Raw genomic sequence first — 14,850 nt, 5'->3', positions numbered from 1 at the left:
CAGGTACCATATAAAGACTACCGGGAAGAGGATGAGAGGTGCCACCACCACCAGAGCCACTATAATTTGCCATTCCATCTCAGTCCCTCCTTTCCTGAGGCTTCATGCCTCTTTTTTCTTTCACTATCACTATAACACCCTGATGATACAACTGACTTCCGCCGTAATACCTGTTTCTGCTTGCCGAAATGTCGCATGCCCATGATCAATGGATAGGTATTTATGCCTAGTGAGAATGATGGAAGTGGGTGGCCACCTTGATGTTAAGATAGCCTTGATCGGGCACAACGGCTGATGGCAAACCAGTGGCGACCTGCAAAACTTCAGGCTATCACTAAAGCTTACTGAACCTCTTATCCGCGATAATACCAGTCAATTGGTCGAACAGGGTATTTCCAGAGATATAGACCCGGATTTGCTCGCCTATGCCCCTGTTGGTCTTATTGAGATAATGTCGTTTCGAATGACAGTGGATAAAAAATACTCATTTGAACAAATCATGGATTTCCTTTTCGATTTCGTTATGAATGGCGTGACCCTGAAAAATGGCGGCAATCTGATTAGAAGTCAGGTGCTGGTTCACCCGTTCAGCCAGCTTCGAGATAACCGCATCACCAAGCTGGCATAAAACAGTGAAAATACTTGGCGAAGCTTGAGTAGTTCGGCCTCCTAAGGGGCTTTTCCCTCATATCAATCCGCTCTTTGTTCAGGCGCTCGATATCGCGACTCAGGGCATAGTAGATGTCAGCGCACACGCTCAAAATGCTCGGGCCCTTTCCCTGACCTCTTACCGTCATGGGTGACGGCGAGGTGGTGGAAGAACGATTGGATGTGATGCTTGGTTATGCGATTGATGTCCGAGGGGATGCCTGCGCTATCTGCCCACCGCAGAAAGCGGCGGATCTCTCCGCAGTAGTACTCGACCGTCCGGGGCCTAGTGATGACCTCTAACTCGTACCTGAAGCCTTCCAGTAGCTGCTTTGTGTTTAACCCTGTCTGCACCTTTCATTTCGGGGAGCCCGCCTGGTGCAAGTGGTCTAGACTAGCTTTACCTTTTATCTGAACTTTTACCCTGTGCAAGTGGTCTAGAATACTTATTCCCTATGTCTGGTCGGGGTGAGAGGATTCGAACCTCCGACCTCTTGCACCCCATGCAAGCGCGCTAAACCGGACTGCGCCACACCCCGCTTTTCCCAGCTATCACATTATATCGATGTCCAGCATGAAATTCAAGGCGAGCGAGTACAGACGCTTGCTTTAGCTTGCTAGAAATGCTAGAATCTTTAGTGCTACATATCCGATGCCTATCTACGAATACGAATGCAGTGTCTGCCACTCCCGTTTCGACCAAAGACAGAGATTCGATGAAGAGGCAGTGAGTATATGTCCCCACTGCCAGGGCAAGGCGAACCGCGTCTTCCATGCCGTGCCCATTCTCTTTAAGGGGAGTGGTTTTTATGTCACCGACCACGGTCGGGGGCGGGTAGCTTCTACCGGCAGGGAAAAAGCGGAGCCTGACGCCAAGGAACCCGCAAAGAAGGAAGGTGAGGATACCACACCCAAGAAACCCCCGGAGAGCAAGACCGAGGATAAAAGTAGCGTTAAGGTCAGTTGAAAGCACTACTACAAAGGGTGAGCGAAGCCTCGGTAAGTGTCGCCGGCGAGGTGGTGGGGAAGATCGGCGGGGGGCTGGTGGTATTCCTGGGAATATCCAGGGGGGACACCGAGCCGGATGCGCGGTACCTGGCGGAGAAAACGGTGAGCCTGCGCATCTTCTCCGATAGTGAAGGCAGGTTCAACCTCTCCGCTATCGATATCCGGGGCGAGCTCCTGGTGGTAAGCCAGTTCACCCTTTTAAGCGATACACGGAAAGGGAGACGCCCCAGCTTCACCCAGGCGGCACCGCCGCAGGAGGCAGAAGCACTCTTCGAGAAGTTCCTCTCCTATCTTCGCTCAAGCGGGCTTAGGGTAGAGAGCGGCATGTTTCAGCAGCACATGCTGGTTAAGATCCATAATGACGGACCGGTAACCATCATGCTCGACAGCAAAGAGAAGCACGCCGAGCATTAACAACCACCAGAAAACCCATAAAAAGCCGATACTTATTGCCTCCAGTTGCACCTGCAAACTATTGCAATTATTTCTGAACTGTGCTACCATACAACACGATGAAGGAATTGAACCGGCCCAAAGAGACGGGCGAGACACTTCGGGAGCAAGGCTACCGAATGACCCCACAGCGCCAGCTCATCCTGGCCGCCCTCCAGCAGAGTAATGACCACATAAGTGCTGAAGAGATCCATGCCCATGTCTGCGCCATATATCCCCAGGTGAATATTTCCACTATCTATCGCAACCTGGAGCTGCTGAAGAAAATGGGCCTAGTAACCGAGACCGACCTGGGGAGCGGTAGATTTCGCTATCATCCCGCCGAAAAGGGTCACCACCACCACCTGATCTGTGAGAAGTGCGGCGCCACAATAGAGACCACGGAATCCCCGTTCCTGACCTTGAGGCACACCCTGCTCAAGGAGTACCGGTTCCGGGCCAACATAAGCCATCTCGCCATCTTCGGGCGCTGCTCCAAGTGCCGGGGGTGATTTTTTTGGGTAACTATTGCAACTAGTTGCAAATACAACAAGGTGCGCTAAGACAAAGGGGGATTTGAGTGCACATCCCTGATGGTTTTCTGAACATTGCCACCGTGACCACCACCTATGCAGTATCGGCGGGCGGTATCGGCTATGGGCTCAGGGAGGCACGGAAAAAACTGGATGAAAAGCATGTGCCACTAATGGGCATAATGGCCGCCTTCATATTCGCCGCTCAGATGCTCAACTTCCCCATCATTGGCGGCACCTCGGGGCATCTCATCGGCGCTGCCCTGGCAGCCATCCTCCTCGGCCCCTGGGCTGCAATGCTTATCATGGCCTGCGTCCTCATCGCTCAGAGCCTCATCTTCCAGGACGGGGGACTGCTCGCCCTGGGGGCTAATGTCCTTAACATGGGTATTATCGCCACCTTCTCCGGCTACTACCTCTACCGCTTCACGACCCGCCTCACGGGAATGGGTAGACGGAGTCAACTCTTGGGCAGCTTCATCGCCGCCTGGTGCTCGGTGCTGCTGGCCTCTATCGCCTGCGCCATAGAGCTCTGGGTCTCAGGCGTATTGCCCATCCAGGCAGCACTACCGGCGATGGCCGGCTGGCACGTACTCATTGGCGTCGGTGAGGGGTTAATCACAGTGGCAGTGCTCAGCCTGGTAATGGCCACCCGGAGCGACCTGATGGCGCTGGAGAGGATATAGTAAGGAAAAATGCGGGTGAAATGGTGGTATATCGCTCTTGTTATTTGCCTGGCGGTAGCCTTCATCTCGCCGCTGGCCTCAACCTCCCCCGATGGACTGGAGAAGGTTGCCGAGGATCACGAGTTTATCGGGTTTGCCGAGGAGGCTCCGTTCCAGATTATCGCCGATTACCTCTTCCCCGGTATAGAGAATGAAGCCCTGGCCACCATTCTGGCGGGGATAATTGGCACACTTGTTATCTTCGGCGCTGTCTACGGGCTCGCCCGACTTCTGAGATTGAGGAAACAGCAGGAAGAATAGATATGAACAGTAATCAACGGGGATCGCCATGAAACACAGCTTTCTGGACCGCTATAGCGACCTTGACAGCTTTATCCACAGGCTGGACCCCCGCACCAAGGTCATCACCACCTTTGCATTTATCCTGTTGGTAGTGCTTACGCCACCAACAGGCTGGCAGGCCTTTGCCCTTTATTTCGCCATCATAGCCGGCCTGGTCCTCCTCTCCAGGATACCCACGCTCTATGTCCTGAAGCGGTCTCTGGTCATCGTGCCCTTCGTGCTCTTCATCGCCATCTTCATCCCCTTCCTCAAGTCAGGTGAGCCATCCGGCAGCTACAACATCTGGATATGGCAGGTATCAAGTAGCGGCCTGCTCATCCTGTGGAATGTCCTTATCAAGGCCTGGCTCTCCATGCTGAGCCTGATCCTGCTCTCCTCAACGACGAAATTCTCCGAACTGCTAAACGGGCTGGAGCAACTGCGCCTGCCAAAAGTGATGGTAATGATCCTGTCCTTCATGTATCGCTATATCTTCGTCCTGGTTGACGAGGTTATCCGGATGAAGCAGGCAAGGGACAGCCGTAACTTCGGCGGCAAGCGCACCTGGCGACTCAAGACTATCGGCAATATGGTGGGCACCCTTTTCCTTCGTAGTTATGAGCGAGGGGAACGGGTCTACGGGGCAATGGTCGCCCGCGGCTTCGATGGTGAGACGCGAACGCTCTCCACACCGCACTTCAGAATGGCAGACCTGTATTTCGCCGCCGTCTTCCTCATTTGCCTCGCACTGGTCGGATTATCCCTTCTTATCTAAGGAGCATGCTTTGGACAAGGTGGTAGAGATCGAAAACCTATCCTACAGCTACCCTGACGGGCAGCAGGCACTTTATGGTATTAACCTCGCCGTCGGTCTTGACGAGACGGTAGCGCTCATCGGGCCCAATGGCGCGGGGAAATCAACCCTGCTGCTTCACCTGAACGGCATAATGAGGAGCGATGGGACAGTGAGGATTCTCGGCATACCCCTGGAGGACAAAAACCTGAAGTGGGTGAGGAGCAAGGTGGGGCTAGTGTTCCAGGACCCCGACGACCAGCTCTTCATGCCCACCGTTTTCGACGATGTGGCCTTCGGCCCCATAAATATGGGCTATGCTGAGGAGGAGGTAAGAGGACGGGTAAGTAAGGCCCTTCAGTGGGTGGGGATGAATGGCTATGAGAAGCGTTCCCCCCACCACCTGAGCATTGGTGAGAAGAAGCGTATCTCCATTGCCACCATCCTCTCCATGAGACCCGAGATCCTAGTCATCGATGAGCCTACTGCTAACCTCGACCCTCGCGCCAAGTGGGAGCTTGTCAAGCTTGTTAAGGGGCTCCCCATGACCAAGATAGTGGCATCGCACGATCTAGAGATGGTCGCCGCTCTCTGTGAGCGCACCATCATCCTAGATGAGGGGAAGATAGTTGCCGATGATGCCACACTAAATATTATGTCAAATATTGATCTGCTGGAGAGACATGGCCTGGCACCCGCCTCACCCATCATAGAGCATCAGGCCTGATGCCTTTTACCCCACGGGTTATGGCTGAGCCCTACTTTTTACAGCTTCCTCAAGTAATTTACCAGGTCCCTCTCATCCTCGGGTATGAAAGCTTTATACCGCGATGCGCACCTCTGCTTCAGCTCTTCGGTGGCGAAGAATGCCACTATGGGATAACCGGCGATCTCAAAACAGCCCTCATCGTCCTCGCTGTCACCGATATATACGGTTCTCTTCTCATCGAGGTTTCTATGGCGAAGCGCTCTCACCAGCAGTTGCGGTTTGTTCTTGTAAATTTTCAACAGAAACTCGATCGCCCTTCCTCCGTCCTGCCTGAATGAATTGGCTATGCGGAAATCAAAGTCGCCCCTGAACCCGGCAACAGCCAGGGTGCGGTCTATGCCGTATCCGTAGCCCGATGAGAGGATACCGGAGGTATTCCCCCGCTGGTGCCAGGACCGAATCGCCCTCAGAATCCTGCGGTCGAGCTTGTGCTGGGTTTCCCTCCTGGCTGCGTACCGGTCAACCGAGCGGTGGATGAAGGAGATGGGAAGCCCGTTTATTATCCTCCAGTTGTATATCACGAACATCTCTCTTACAAAATCAAACTCTTTATCCTGACGTCCCTGCTGGTACAGGTCCTCCAGTTCCGCCCTGACCGCTAGCAGGCGGGCCGCTCTAACCACGTGTAAGGGAATGGAGGCCTTAAACAGGTCTATTGCTATAGTCTTCAGAATGGCTCTCTCGTCCGGATCCCTTATTATTGTCCCGTTCCAATCGGAGATTATGGTATCGTAGGCCATTTCTATTCACTGCCCGGTCTCAAGCTCCAGGCTCAAGTCCAATGCCTTTGCCGAGTGGGTGATGGCGCCCACCGAGATAAGGTCGACTCCGGCCCCGGCAACCTGACGCACATTCTCCAGGGTGATACCGCCGGATGCCTCGATGAGAGCGCGACCACGGGCAAGATTAACCACCTGCTTAATTTCCCCAAGCGCCATATTATCAAGCATGATAATGTCGGCACCGGCGCTCATCGCCTCTTCGGCCTCGCCAACGCTACCCACCTCCACCTCAACCTTGAGCGTTGAACCCCGGCGCGCCCGCTCGATCGCCCCCTTCAGCCCCAGGCCCAAAGAGCCAAGCGCCGCCAGGTGATTGTCCTTTATGAGCACCCAATCGCCCAGGTGCTGGCGATGGCTCTGCCCCCCTCCCATGCGAACCGCATACTTCTCCAGCACCCTCATCCCCGGGATAGTCTTTCTGGTCCCTGTTATCTGAGCCTTCGAGCCCTTCACCGCCGCGACGTAGCGTGCCGTCCCTGTTGCGATGCCGCTCAAGTGGCAGAGGAAGTTTAGCGCGGTGCGCTCTGCTTTCAATATGCTCGCCACATTCCCTGCGATAGTGGCTACCACATCCCCGCTTCGAACTCTGGCGCCGTCCTTTATCAGCACCTCCACCCGCAACGCAGGGTCAACGTGCCCAAAGACTGCCTGAGCCACTTCTATTCCTGCCAGCACGCCATCGTCTTTGACCAAGATAGAGGATCTCCCCTCAAGGTCAGGGGGAATAAGCGCCCCGGTGGTAACATCGCTGGAAGCGAGGTCCTCGGCCAAGGCATTTTCGATTACCTGCTCGACCGCTTTCCACGAACTAGCTAAAATTTCATCCATAGGCCCACACTGTTTAAATAGCTCAATCAAGGTCAAGTGGACTCTGGCAATTGCGGCATCTTTTTACTCCCCGGAACACCGCATAACCACAGTGAGGACAGTGATAGCGTTTTTCCTCCTCCTCCATCCATCTCTCAGTTCCAAGTTCCCTCCAAGTCGGTATAGCACGCAGTATCACCTTCTTTCCAACGGGAAGAGGGAAATTCTCAATGAATTGGCAGGGGAAATCAGCGCACTGATGGCACCCTTCAATACCTTTATCGATTGTGCAGGATCTGATGGGACAGGCCTGACAGAATACAAATAGTTCATCGGAGAGACATCCTTCACATTTAATATCATCTGCAGTTACACCATAAACACCTGTTAATCTCTCTTTAAACTTGACGTTGTTATCCCTGTGGGCAATAAGCACACCACAAACACCGCAGTACAGGCCACAGGGTGCCGCCAGTTTTATATTGTCCCCCATATCCTCTCCTTAATCAAATTCCAATCAACATTCCGCTCTAATTTCTCCTGACCATTTCCCGACTTTGCTAGGTGCCAGGCATATTGTAATCTTGGATGTACTCACAGCCTTTCCTCACTATAGACTCACCCCCTACCCCCGTTAAGCTGCTTTCATGAAGACCATGTGCCTTAATCAGTTAGGTAAAGGTTCAGGGAAGTCTGATTGAAAGTGAGCGCCACTGTTCTCTTCTCGAATCTTCGCCACCAAAGCTATTCCTCTTTATCTATCTGCAAAACAGCTAATCTTATAGAGCAAACAATTCAATCTCAAAGAGTTTAGGCCACAACTTCCCGGTCACAAACAACCGATTACTCTCTGCATCATACGCAATGCCATTTAGAACGTCAATCGGCTTAGCATATTCTTCAGGATTAATAAGTCCTTGTAGGTCCACCCATCCAATCACTTCGCCTGTCTGGGGTGCGATCCTCGCAATATGGTCCGTTTGCAAGACATTAGCATAGATTTCACCTTGAACGTATTCCAGCTCGTTGAGCCCGGTCACGGGACCATCGTTGTCATATATTTCAATTCGGCCGATTTCCTCCAAGGTTTCAGGCTCCAGGAAATGCAGTGTTGACGAACCATCGCTCATGATTAATCGTTCGCCATCATGCGTAATGCCCCAGCCCTCAGTCGGATAATCGAACTCCCGCAGTAACTCAAAACTGTCTTTATCGTAGATAAACCCGATACCAGATTTCCAGGTCAACTGAATGATCTTACTCCCATAAATTGTAATGCCCTCACCAAAAAATTGAGCTGGTAGCTCATGAATTTGCAGGATGTCGCCAGTTTCCAATTCTACTCTACGCAACGTGGAGTGCCCATAAAGGCCTGTCCCTTCAAACAAAGCGCCATCTTCAAAAACCAACCCCTGCGTGAAGGCATTTTGATCGTGCGGATAATTATTGACGACCTTGTATGTATAGACCGGGGTAACGTTGGAAGTTGTGGGAAGTGGAGATTCAGGAGAATTCGAGCAAGAGCAAAAATAAACCGCCCCCAACAACGCCAGGAGCCCCAAAAAGAATATCCTGGAGAGCCAGTTAATAAATATTACCCTTGCGGATAATATACGGATTACCATTTCGTCTGGTCCTTGTTAGCTATACTGAGACAATACTAAAAGCTTTGCTTCTTATATGAAGCTATAGTGTAGAAACTATGCTGTCTTCCTGAAGACGATGTGCTTGAGCCAGGCATCCAAAGGCTGTGGAAAGTCGGAGCGGAAGTGAGCGCCGCGGCTCTCCTCCCGAAATAGCGCCGCCTCCGACATAAGCCGCCCTGCCAGTATCAGGTTTGAAAGCTCATAGGAGGAGCGGTCGGTAGGCTTGTCCGCAGCCTGCTGCCACGAGGCAAGAGTGGATACCGCCTCTGTCAGACCCTCGCCCGAGCGCACGATCCCTACCCTATCCCACATGAGAGACTGAAGCGCCAACAGGCTGAGGGGAGGGAGCTTTCCTGAGACCTTTCGCCTCTTTCGTTCGCCCAGACTAAAGTGTTCCCTCTCATCACCGAGAGGGGCGCTAACCCCTTCCTTTGCTCTCTGCATAATCCGCTTGGCAAAAACCACCACCTCAAGGAGTGAATTGGATGCCAGCCGGTTGGCTCCGTGCACCCCGGTGCATGCCGTCTCACCGGTAGCGAAGAGCCCGGCAATGTTGGTCTCCCCCCACGCATTCGTCCTCACACCACCCATCATGTAGTGTGCGGCAGGCGCTACCGGTATGGGGGACTTTGTAATATCCAGGCCGTTGACCAGGCAGAAGCGATAGATATGGGGGAAGCGGGCGGTGACCCGGCGCCGGGGTAGATGAGTAACATCGAGGAAGACACGGTCGCTCCCTATCTTTTTCATCTCAGCAAGTATTCCTCTCGCCACTACATCCCGGGGTGCAAGGTCTCCATCAGGAGTGTAATCAGACATGAACTGGCGCCCTTCGACATTGCGCAGGATCCCCCCCTCGCCCCTCACCGCCTCGGATATGAGGAACGGGGTCACCCCGGGAAGGCGAAGCGCAGTGGGATGGAACTGAAAGAATTCCATATCGATAATCTCCGCACCTGCGTTGTAGGCGAGGGCGATACCATCACCGGTAGCGATATCGGGGTTGGTGGTGAAATTGAAAAGCCGCCCTGCGCCGCCGGTTGCCAGGATGACATACCGAGAGCGGAACTCCTCCATCGCCCCGGTGCGGCTATCGAGTGCCTTCACTCCCCGAACCACACCATCGTTAACGATGATCTGGTTCGCCAGGCAGTATTCCATGATCACCATCTTGGCCAGCATCGCCAGGCGGCTAAGGGTAACCTCGATATGCTCGCCGGTAGCATCGCCGCCGGCATGCAGGATGCGGGGCACGCTGTGCGCCGCCTCCCTAGCGAGGGCGACCTCGCCATCCACCGTGTCGAAGTGAACCCCAAAATCGATCAGGTCGGTAATACGGTCGGGGCCTTCATCCACAAGGATGCGCACCGCTTCCTCATCGCACAAGCCGGCCCCCGCAGCTATGGTGTCCTGGTAATGGAGCTCGGCAGAATCGCCTATCCCGATGGCAGCAGCAATACCGCCTTGGGCATGCCTGGTATTACACTCATTGATGCCAGCCTTGGTCAGCAGGAGCACGCTCCCCTGCCCCTGCGCCAGCAGCGCAGTGTAAAGCCCGGCGATGCCGCTGCCCACAATGATGTAATCGTACTCTTTCATAGCCTCACCCTATAAGCCAGCCTAGATTTCTTAACCATTCGATTGCTTGGAGACATCGTTGTGAGAAGTATGATCCCTTTCTATGTTACCTCCAGCATGCGGTCGAGGGCAAGCTTGGCTTTTACCCTCACCTCCTCAGCAACCCTCACCACATTTCGACGCTCTTCCATGGTCCTCATCACGCTCTTAAGGGTGGTCTTCTTCATGTCAGGGCACAGTAAGCCCGTGGTGAGCAGGTGGAAGGCCTTCTCCGGGTTCTCTCTTCGCAGTCCGTGAAGCAGTCCCTCCTCAGTGCCAATGAGGAATGTCCGGGCATCACTCTCTTTGACATAGCGGATCATCTGCGAGGTGCTGAGCGCGGCGTCTGCCCGGGCGATCACCTCAGCGGAGCACTCAGGGTGCACCAGCACCACAGCATCAGGGTGAAGCTCTTTGGCATGCTCGATATGGCGGGGGATCAGCCGCTGATGGGGGGGACAGAAGCCGGGGTACAGGATCATGCGCTTGTCGGTCTTTGTGGAAACATAATGACCCAGGTGCCGATCGGGGATAAAAAGGACTTCATCGTTGGGGAGCGACTGCACCACCCCCAGCCCGTTGGCCGAGGTGCAGCAGACATCGCTCAGGGCCTTAACCGCCGCCGAAGAGTTCACATAGCAGACTACCGCAGCCTCAGGATACCTTTCCTTCCACTCCCTGAGATCGGCCTCACCTATCATGTCCGCCATGGGACAGCCGGCGTCTGCCTCTGAGAGGAGCACCGTGCGCTCCGGGCTGAGGATAGCGGCACTCTCCGCCATGAAGTGGACCCCGCAGAAGACGATGACCTCGGCATCAACCTGGGTGCACTGGCGCGCCAGCTCAAGGGAATCGCCGGTTATGTCGGCGATGTCCTGCACCTCAGGGCGCTGATAGTTATGAGCAACAATCACCGCACTGAGCGACTTCTTGAGCTTTTCGATCTTTTGTTTAATTTCATCCGATTCCATCTCGACCATTCCTAGTCTTCCTTCACAATACAATATGCTGCTTTCACACCCATATATTATTCCAGAATATTCTTCTTTCCTAGCCGCCCCAACACTCCAATTTCTCGCTCAATATCTCTCAGATGTCTTTTCTTTATATGGTATCTAATTTCCTCCTTGGCCCCTTCACGCTCCCTGCATGGAGAAGCTTCCCATTTGCAATAATAGCATTTCCCTTGGTACATCATGAAACCTTCCCCTGAAGCGACCACGGACTCGTCTTCTCAATCCTGACATTTACTAACTGCCCCATGTGGTCAGATTTATCCTCAAAGAAGACGAGCTTATCCGTCCTGGTGCGCCCCCACCACTTCCCCTTTTTTCGCCCTCCCACCAGCACTTCAACTGTTTTACCCAGAAGCCTCCTATTGATCTCGGTGGCAATGCCCTCCTGAAGCGTTTCGATCTTCTCTCTGCGACGTATCTTTTCCTCAGCGGGAACATCATCCTGAAGCTCACGCGCTGCGATAGTACCGAGTCGCGGCGAGTAGCAGGCTACATGGACCGTCTCGAACCTAAGCTCCCTCAGTATATCGTAGGTCTTTTGAAACTGCCCCTCGCTCTCACCGGGGAAGCCAACGATGGCATCGGTGCTCAGGGCGATGTGGGGAATGGAACGGCGGATGCGTCCTACGAGCTGGCGATATTGCACCGCGGTATAGCCCCGCCGCATCGCCCATAAAATATCATCGTCCCCGGCCTGAAGTGGCAGACTCAGGTGCTCGCAGACCTTCTCCAGTCGGGCCATCGATTCTATGAGCCGCTCGCTCATATCCTTGGGATGAGATGTAAGAAAGCGTATCCGAGCCAACCCATCGATCCGGTCAAGCTCCGCCAGGAGCTCTGCAAGCGTGGGACAATGGGGGAGGTCATGACCGTAAGAGTCGACATTTTGCCCCAGCAGAATGACTTCCTTCGTACCATGCACGGCCAGCTCTTCAACCTCACAGACGATCTCCGCCAGGGGGCGGCTCCGCTCCCTCCCCCTTCGATATGGCACGATGCAGTAGGAGCAGAAGTTGTCGCAGCCCCGAATGATGGTCACAAAGGCGCTAGGCTTGGGCCTGAGATTTGAAAAGCCCGAATCCGATCCCCCCGGGGCCAGCCCCCGTTCTTCAAGGTATCGAGCGAACTCCCTAAAAGCCTGCGGTGCGAAAAATAGGTCCACATGAGGAAAGCGATGGCTGAGGTCATCGACACTCGAGTCCACGATGCAGCCGGTAAGGGCGAGTATCTTACCCCTCCCCAGGGATTTGAGGGCGTTAAGCTTGTTAATGACGCGGTCCTCAGCGCTCCGTCGCACCACGCAGCCATTAAGCACAATGATCTCCGCCTCATCAGCTTTCGGGCTGGGCTGGTAGCCTATTTGCTCCAAATAGCTGGAAATGCGCTCCGAGTCAGCCTTATTCATCTGACATCCGATGGTCCAGATATGATAACGTAGCACCAAGGTCTCCCATAATAATATACCCCTCATTCAGGGGTATCTCGCATTTCTCTATGGCGGTGTGCGTTTAAAAATCCGAACGGATTTCCATAAATAATTGGCTCGGCGGGCGGAAAGGACGATTTCAAGTTTTTCTAGCTCGCTTCGCTGCCGTGCCCGGCTATGCCGAACTTGGTGGCAAATATTTTCCTAAAAAATTTCTACGACTTGGCCAATTTCCTAGTTTTTCTCTTCATGTGGATAATGCCCAGCATCGTTTTAAATCTCTGCAAAAAGAATTATGTAATTGTGTCCTTGTTTCTCTGCACATTTTGGGCAGTAAGCATAATGAACATAATATTTTTTTGCTTTTTCCCCTCTGTTAGCTAAGTATCCCTCTATTTGCTTTACGTATTTTGGAATGGCATTGTATGGACCATCAAAAACTTTGCTTATGAATGTCCCAGAGATTTTAATGTTATTGGCATTAGGGACAGACCCCGTCACAGACAAATACAATTCTGACCTAAAGGGATGTGGATCAGTAAACAATACTAAAACGTCTTCTTTTTTAGGTGGTGCTGTCTTTGATTCCTCAGCCATCTTCCACATTCTGGCTATTTTCTTGCCAATCATTGGAGGAAAGGGGATGTGAAATAATAGAGGAATAGACTCTTTAATGAAATGTTTACTGTCCCAATGGTGAGTTTTTTCATCCCAACGTTTCGGATCAAATTCTGGACAACATTCGTTATTTTGTGAGTGCTTGTGCATAATTTTCAATTTTATCAACTCCTCAATTTGGATGGTGAGCCCTCGCAGAGGGCGAGCCATCTCCTAACTGGCGGAGGGAGTGGGATTCGAACCCACGACCCCGCTTTCGCAGGGTAACCGCTTAGCAGGCGGCCGCACTAGACCACTATGCGATCCCTCCCTAATTTCAATATAACATAGGGTGGTTTGTTTTTCAACGATGTTGCCTCCCCCCCTTCCCTATGCTATACTGAGGCCATAGAATCACCATAGAGGGGGAGCATGGAAGAGGTAAGGATAGAATCAGAGGATGTGTCCATTAAATCGCTACTGGCAGCGGGCGCTCACTTTGGTCACCAGACCAGTCGCTGGAACCCGCGAATGAAGAAATATATCTTCACCGCCAGAAATGGCATCCATATAATCGACCTGGAACAGACCGCCGCTATGTTATATAAAGCATCGGAGTTTGTCCGTGACCTCGTTGCTAAGGGAGAGAACATCATCTTTGTCGGCACCAAGAGGCAGGCTAAGGATGCAGTTGAGGAGGAAGCCAAGCGCTGTGGCATGCCCTATGTGAATCAACGCTGGCTGGGGGGGATGCTCACCAACTTCGCCACCATCCAGGCAAGAATCGACTATCTGGTGCGCCTGGAGGATCGCCAGGTAAGGGGAGAGTTCGATTACCTAACCAAGAAGGAGGCGATGAAACTGGGCAAGGAGATAGAGCGCCTCAACCGGCAAATGGGTGGTTTTAAGGAGATGACCAAGTTCCCCGGGGCTGTTTTCATTGTCGACCCGGCGAAGGAGAGGATCGCCGTCGCCGAGGCCAGGCGCACCGAGGTTCCTATCGTGGCCGTAGTGGATACCAACTGCAACCCCTTTGAGATAGACTATCCCATCCCCGCAAACGATGATGCTGTTAGAGCGATTAAGCTAATGTGTGGGCGGATAGCGGATGCCGCGCTTGAGGGTATGGAAGACCGCAAGATGGCTGAAGAAATGGTCTACGAGGAGGCTGAGGTGCCAGAGATTTTATCCTTCACCCCTGAAGACGACTCCACCACTGAAAGAGATTTCACCACTGGGGGCGACTCCACCTCCGAGGTTGAGGAGAGCTCATGATAACTACCCAAACAATAAAAGAACTCCGCGGAGTAACCGGGGCCGGGATAATGGACTGTAAGAAGGCCCTTCAGGAAGCGGAGGGTAATCTTAATGATGCCATAGATATTCTCAGAAAGCAGGGCTTTGCCAAGGCAGCGAAGAAGGCCCATCGGGAGGTGAGCCAGGGGCTGGTGGAGGCCTATATACACACCGGGGGGCGTATCGGGGCACTGGTGGAAGTGAACTGTGAGAGCGATTTTGTGGCGAAAACCGACGAGCTCAAGACGCTGGCCCATGACCTGACGATGCAGGTGGCAGCCACAGACCCCACGTTTTTGAGCATTGAGGGCATACCTGAGGGGGTAGAGCCCGGCGAGGCCTGTTTGCTCTCCCAGCCTTTCATTAAGGACCCTGAAAGAACCGTTCAGGACATCATCACGGAAACGATAGCCAGGGTTGGGGAGAATATAAAGATACGGAGATTTACCCGCTTCGAGCTGGGCAAGGAATAG

The 14,850-nt window shown here is 53.2% G+C and carries 20 protein-coding genes and 2 tRNA genes; 10 read left to right on the top strand and 12 right to left on the bottom strand.

The genetic code is table 11. The features are described from left to right. The first annotated feature begins 463 nt into the window (after positions 1–463). Positions 464–628 (top strand): hypothetical protein, encoded by a 165-nt coding sequence (locus VMX96_02565; GenBank protein HUU62791.1) that lies wholly within the window; start codon positions 464–466, stop codon positions 626–628. A gap of 116 nt (positions 629–744) precedes the next feature. Here VMX96_02565 and VMX96_02560 read toward each other — a convergent pair whose 3' ends face one another. Beyond that, a complete protein-coding gene (locus VMX96_02560) occupies positions 745–1,002 on the bottom strand; it encodes a phage integrase N-terminal SAM-like domain-containing protein (protein HUU62790.1) in 258 nt (85 codons plus the stop codon). Between the two features lie 106 nt (positions 1,003–1,108). Beyond that, positions 1,109–1,187: transfer RNA gene (locus tag VMX96_02555), tRNA-Pro, on the bottom strand. A gap of 113 nt (positions 1,188–1,300) precedes the next feature. Here VMX96_02555 and VMX96_02550 point away from each other — a divergent pair. From VMX96_02550 to VMX96_02520, 7 genes are all read left to right on the top strand, one after another. Beyond that, complete coding sequence (locus VMX96_02550) at positions 1,301–1,615, top strand: FmdB family zinc ribbon protein (protein ID HUU62789.1); 315 nt, start codon at positions 1,301–1,303, stop codon at positions 1,613–1,615. After that, the gene (gene dtd, locus VMX96_02545) at positions 1,612–2,070 is read left to right on the top strand and encodes a D-aminoacyl-tRNA deacylase (GenBank protein ID HUU62788.1); all 459 of its coding nucleotides are present in this window, start codon (positions 1,612–1,614) and stop codon (positions 2,068–2,070) included. Before VMX96_02550 ends, dtd begins: the two co-directional genes overlap by 4 nt. A gap of 107 nt (positions 2,071–2,177) precedes the next feature. Beyond that, the gene (locus VMX96_02540; protein ID HUU62787.1) at positions 2,178–2,600 is read left to right on the top strand and encodes a Fur family transcriptional regulator; all 423 of its coding nucleotides are present in this window, start codon (positions 2,178–2,180) and stop codon (positions 2,598–2,600) included. A 68-nt stretch (positions 2,601–2,668) separates the two neighbouring features. Beyond that, positions 2,669–3,307, top strand: coding sequence for an energy-coupling factor ABC transporter permease (locus tag VMX96_02535; GenBank protein HUU62786.1), 639 nt, complete (start codon positions 2,669–2,671; stop codon positions 3,305–3,307). Positions 3,308–3,316: 9 nt separating this feature from the next. Continuing rightward, entirely contained in the window at positions 3,317–3,607 is a 291-nt protein-coding gene (locus VMX96_02530) for a PDGLE domain-containing protein (protein ID HUU62785.1), read from the top strand. 28 nt (positions 3,608–3,635) lie between these two features. Further along, positions 3,636–4,403, top strand: coding sequence for a cobalt ECF transporter T component CbiQ (gene cbiQ / locus VMX96_02525; protein ID HUU62784.1), 768 nt, complete (start codon positions 3,636–3,638; stop codon positions 4,401–4,403). Positions 4,404–4,422: 19 nt separating this feature from the next. Beyond that, positions 4,423–5,148 (top strand): ABC transporter ATP-binding protein, encoded by a 726-nt coding sequence (locus tag VMX96_02520; GenBank protein HUU62783.1) that lies wholly within the window; start codon positions 4,423–4,425, stop codon positions 5,146–5,148. 38 nt (positions 5,149–5,186) lie between these two features. Here the strand turns inward: VMX96_02520 and VMX96_02515 are convergent, their stop codons facing one another. From VMX96_02515 to VMX96_02470, 10 genes are all read right to left on the bottom strand, one after another. After that, positions 5,187–5,930 carry an HAD family hydrolase gene (locus VMX96_02515; protein HUU62782.1) on the bottom strand — a complete coding sequence of 248 codons (744 nt, stop codon included), beginning with the start codon at positions 5,928–5,930 and terminating at the stop codon, positions 5,187–5,189. A gap of 6 nt (positions 5,931–5,936) precedes the next feature. Further along, on the bottom strand, positions 5,937–6,800 hold the full coding sequence (gene nadC / locus VMX96_02510; protein ID HUU62781.1) for a carboxylating nicotinate-nucleotide diphosphorylase: 864 nt from the start codon (positions 6,798–6,800) through the stop codon (positions 5,937–5,939). A gap of 22 nt (positions 6,801–6,822) precedes the next feature. Next, positions 6,823–7,272, bottom strand: a complete 450-nt coding sequence (locus tag VMX96_02505) for a DUF3795 domain-containing protein (protein HUU62780.1) — start codon at positions 7,270–7,272, stop codon at positions 6,823–6,825. A gap of 286 nt (positions 7,273–7,558) precedes the next feature. After that, a complete protein-coding gene (locus VMX96_02500; GenBank protein HUU62779.1) occupies positions 7,559–8,404 on the bottom strand; it encodes a glutaminyl-peptide cyclotransferase in 846 nt (281 codons plus the stop codon). A gap of 75 nt (positions 8,405–8,479) precedes the next feature. Continuing rightward, complete coding sequence (gene nadB / locus VMX96_02495) at positions 8,480–10,024, bottom strand: L-aspartate oxidase (GenBank protein HUU62778.1); 1,545 nt, start codon at positions 10,022–10,024, stop codon at positions 8,480–8,482. Positions 10,025–10,104: 80 nt separating this feature from the next. Further along, a complete protein-coding gene (gene nadA / locus VMX96_02490; protein ID HUU62777.1) occupies positions 10,105–11,013 on the bottom strand; it encodes a quinolinate synthase NadA in 909 nt (302 codons plus the stop codon). Positions 11,014–11,069: 56 nt separating this feature from the next. After that, positions 11,070–11,240: a hypothetical protein gene (locus VMX96_02485; protein ID HUU62776.1), complete on the bottom strand. Its 171-nt coding sequence runs from the start codon at positions 11,238–11,240 to the stop codon at positions 11,070–11,072. Continuing rightward, complete coding sequence (gene miaB / locus VMX96_02480) at positions 11,237–12,499, bottom strand: tRNA (N6-isopentenyl adenosine(37)-C2)-methylthiotransferase MiaB (protein ID HUU62775.1); 1,263 nt, start codon at positions 12,497–12,499, stop codon at positions 11,237–11,239. The genes VMX96_02485 and miaB overlap by 4 nt, the downstream gene beginning before the upstream one ends. A gap of 258 nt (positions 12,500–12,757) precedes the next feature. Continuing rightward, positions 12,758–13,252 carry a hydrolase gene (locus tag VMX96_02475; GenBank protein HUU62774.1) on the bottom strand — a complete coding sequence of 165 codons (495 nt, stop codon included), beginning with the start codon at positions 13,250–13,252 and terminating at the stop codon, positions 12,758–12,760. 68 nt (positions 13,253–13,320) lie between these two features. Next, a tRNA-Ser gene (locus VMX96_02470) sits at positions 13,321–13,412 on the bottom strand. Between the two features lie 101 nt (positions 13,413–13,513). On the opposite strand from VMX96_02470, the gene rpsB reads away from it, so the two are divergent. Then, the gene (gene rpsB, locus VMX96_02465; protein ID HUU62773.1) at positions 13,514–14,356 is read left to right on the top strand and encodes a 30S ribosomal protein S2; all 843 of its coding nucleotides are present in this window, start codon (positions 13,514–13,516) and stop codon (positions 14,354–14,356) included. Beyond that, entirely contained in the window at positions 14,353–14,850 is a 498-nt protein-coding gene (gene tsf, locus VMX96_02460; GenBank protein ID HUU62772.1) for a translation elongation factor Ts, read from the top strand. Before rpsB ends, tsf begins: the two co-directional genes overlap by 4 nt.

This window comes from Dehalococcoidia bacterium (assembly GCA_035528575.1).
GTDB lineage: Bacteria > Chloroflexota > Dehalococcoidia > E44-bin15 > E44-bin15 > DATKYK01.
Note: the sequence above shows the minus strand (reverse complement) of the source record. Positions and strands in the feature narration are given on the sequence as shown.

Coding starts and splice junctions, on each gene's coding strand:
- VMX96_02565 (HUU62791.1), top strand. CDS start 464: ATGACAGTGGATAAAAAATACTCATTTGAACAAATCATGGATTTCCTT.
- VMX96_02550 (HUU62789.1), top strand. CDS start 1,301: ATGCCTATCTACGAATACGAATGCAGTGTCTGCCACTCCCGTTTCGAC.
- VMX96_02530 (HUU62785.1), top strand. CDS start 3,317: ATGCGGGTGAAATGGTGGTATATCGCTCTTGTTATTTGCCTGGCGGTA.
- cbiQ (HUU62784.1), top strand. CDS start 3,636: ATGAAACACAGCTTTCTGGACCGCTATAGCGACCTTGACAGCTTTATC.
- VMX96_02515 (HUU62782.1), bottom strand. CDS start 5,930: ATGGCCTACGATACCATAATCTCCGATTGGAACGGGACAATAATAAGG.
- nadC (HUU62781.1), bottom strand. CDS start 6,800: ATGGATGAAATTTTAGCTAGTTCGTGGAAAGCGGTCGAGCAGGTAATC.
- VMX96_02505 (HUU62780.1), bottom strand. CDS start 7,272: ATGGGGGACAATATAAAACTGGCGGCACCCTGTGGCCTGTACTGCGGT.
- VMX96_02500 (HUU62779.1), bottom strand. CDS start 8,404: ATGGTAATCCGTATATTATCCGCAAGGGTAATATTTATTAACTGGCTC.
- nadB (HUU62778.1), bottom strand. CDS start 10,024: ATGAAAGAGTACGATTACATCATTGTGGGCAGCGGCATCGCCGGGCTT.
- nadA (HUU62777.1), bottom strand. CDS start 11,013: ATGGAATCGGATGAAATTAAACAAAAGATCGAAAAGCTCAAGAAGTCG.
- VMX96_02485 (HUU62776.1), bottom strand. CDS start 11,240: ATGATGTACCAAGGGAAATGCTATTATTGCAAATGGGAAGCTTCTCCA.
- VMX96_02475 (HUU62774.1), bottom strand. CDS start 13,252: ATGCACAAGCACTCACAAAATAACGAATGTTGTCCAGAATTTGATCCG.
- rpsB (HUU62773.1), top strand. CDS start 13,514: ATGGAAGAGGTAAGGATAGAATCAGAGGATGTGTCCATTAAATCGCTA.
- tsf (HUU62772.1), top strand. CDS start 14,353: ATGATAACTACCCAAACAATAAAAGAACTCCGCGGAGTAACCGGGGCC.